The sequence below is a fragment of the Pseudomonadota bacterium genome, assembly GCA_034189865.1.
In the GTDB taxonomy this organism is placed as follows: Bacteria; Pseudomonadota; Gammaproteobacteria; order UBA5335; family UBA5335; genus JAXHTV01.
Map to the genome: position 1 here is coordinate 1 of JAXHTV010000058.1, position 1,850 is coordinate 1,850.

The 1,850-nt window shown below is 62.0% G+C and carries 2 protein-coding genes and 1 tRNA gene; 2 read left to right on the forward strand and 1 reads right to left on the reverse strand.

Annotation, left to right across the window (positions count from 1 at the left end; all coding sequences use genetic code 11):
- The coding region (locus SVU69_13590) for a ribonuclease Z (protein ID MDY6944030.1) at positions 1-732 on the forward strand (732 nt) is incomplete at its 5' end.
- Here the strand turns inward: SVU69_13590 and SVU69_13595 are convergent.
- Positions 672-1,547 (reverse strand): methylated-DNA--[protein]-cysteine S-methyltransferase, encoded by an 876-nt coding sequence (locus tag SVU69_13595; GenBank protein ID MDY6944031.1) that lies wholly within the window; start codon positions 1,545-1,547, stop codon positions 672-674. The two genes, SVU69_13590 and SVU69_13595, sit on opposite strands and share 61 nt — an antisense overlap.
- A 213-nt stretch (positions 1,548-1,760) precedes the next feature.
- On the opposite strand from SVU69_13595, the gene SVU69_13600 reads away from it, so the two are divergent.
- Positions 1,761-1,850, forward strand: a tRNA-Ser gene (locus SVU69_13600).

Here is a 1,850-nt window from a genome sequence, read left to right on the forward strand (position 1 = left end):
CTGGCCGCGTACAGTTGGAATCTGGTGGCCAACTACGCCGAGGCGATGGAGGTGGAAGCCATCGAAATGCTTTCAAGCGCCTCCGCCCGTCGGGTGCTGTTTCGTTGTCAAAACCGCTTTCAACCGGAAGGCGAGGGCGAACTGTGGCTGGATGAGGGTCTCTTGCTGGAAGATCCCGCCGTTCGCGTTCGCGCAACGTCGTTGGACCATGGCGTGACCTCACTGGGCTTCTGCGCCGAAGAGCCCATGCACGTGAATGTGTGGAAAAACCGCCTGGAGGAGATGAACCTGCTGGTGGGGCCATGGCTGGGGAAGTTCAAAGACGCGATCATGGCGGGAAAACCCGACGATACGCCCATACGGGCTTGGCGACGTGGCCTCAACACGATTGAGACGCCGGAGTTTTCCTTAGGCGAACTGCGGGAACAGATCGTGCGAATCGTGCCCGGTCAGCGGGTGGGCTACGTGGTGGACGTGCGATACACCGAGGCCAACGTGGAACGCATCGTGGCGTTGGTGAAAGGGGCCGATCATTTGTTTATCGAATCGCCGTTTCTAGACGAAGACGCTGAGCAGGCAGCGACCAAGAATCATCTCACCGCACGACAAGCCGGGACCATTGCTCGCCTCGCCGGCGTGAAGGCTCTGACGGTTTTTCATTTCTCGCCGCGTTATACCGACCGCGAATCGGTGCTGCGCGCCGAGGCGCTGGCCGCATTCGAAGGCCGCTGAGCCGCTTCCCAGGCCAGCATGGCCTGTTTTCGGTCTATGCCCCAATGATACCCCCCCAGCTCACCCAGGCTGCGCAGTACCCGGTGGCAGGGAATCAAAAACGCCACGGGATTGGCGCCCACGGCTGAGCCCACCGCCCGCGCCGCACGGGGACGGTCGATGCGTCGGGCCAAGGTCCCATAGGATGTCACCTCGCCACTGGGAATCGTCAGCAGTGCCCGCCACACCTGAAACTGAAAATTGGTGCCATGGATGTGCAGCAGCACGTTGCTGTTCGCCCCAGATGGACGGAATACCCGCCCCAGCATCGCGGCGGTTGCGGCAGGATCATGAACAAAGGACGCTTGCGGCCAAAGCCGCGTCAACGCCTTGACCGAATCGTCTGCGGTCGCAGAATCGGGGAACGCCAATCGGCAAATCCCGCGCTGGGTTTGCGCTAAAAACGCCGGGCCGAAGGGTGTCGTGCCCATGCCCCAGCGAATCTCCAGGCCCGCGCCATTGGCGCCATACTCCCCGGGCGTGGTCGCTTCCAGACGCACAAAGTGATCATGCAGCCGCCCCGGGCCCGAGAGCCCCACGGCCATGGCGGTGTCCAGGACGCTTTGCTGCGGCTCCTTGAGCAACGCTTTGGCGTGCTCCAGTGTCAGGCATTGCAGCAAACGCTTGGGACTCACCCCTGCCCAACGGCGGAACAATCGCTGAAAATGGGCCGGGCTCAAGCCCGCCGCCCCGGCAATCTCCGCCAGCGTGGGCTGATTTGAGCGATTGGCTTGAATGTAGCGAATGGCCGTCGCTATTCGGTCGTAGTCATCCATCATCCGGCCTTTGCCATGATTGAGCGGTTTGCGCCCGGAACGGGTTTGCAAACGTTAGCCGTCATGGATTCCGGGCGCCACCCGATTCTTGCGGTCGGCTTGCCGGCGCTTTCCGTACATAGCCGGTTTGGTTAGAATACGGCGCCTGCTTTGCTGCCCCATCGGTCTGTGCCGCCGGGCGGTGAATGGCCGACCAAAAAAAGCAGTTTATACGGAGAGGTGCCGGAGTGGTCGAACGGGGCGGTCTCGAAAACCGTTGTGCCTTTGCGGGCACCGAGGGTTCGAATCCCTCCCTCTCCGCCA

Excerpts from the sequence above, each read along its gene's own strand:
- SVU69_13595 (MDY6944031.1), bottom strand. The coding sequence starts at position 1,547 with ATGGATGACTACGACCGAATAGCGACGGCCATTCGCTACATTCAAGCC.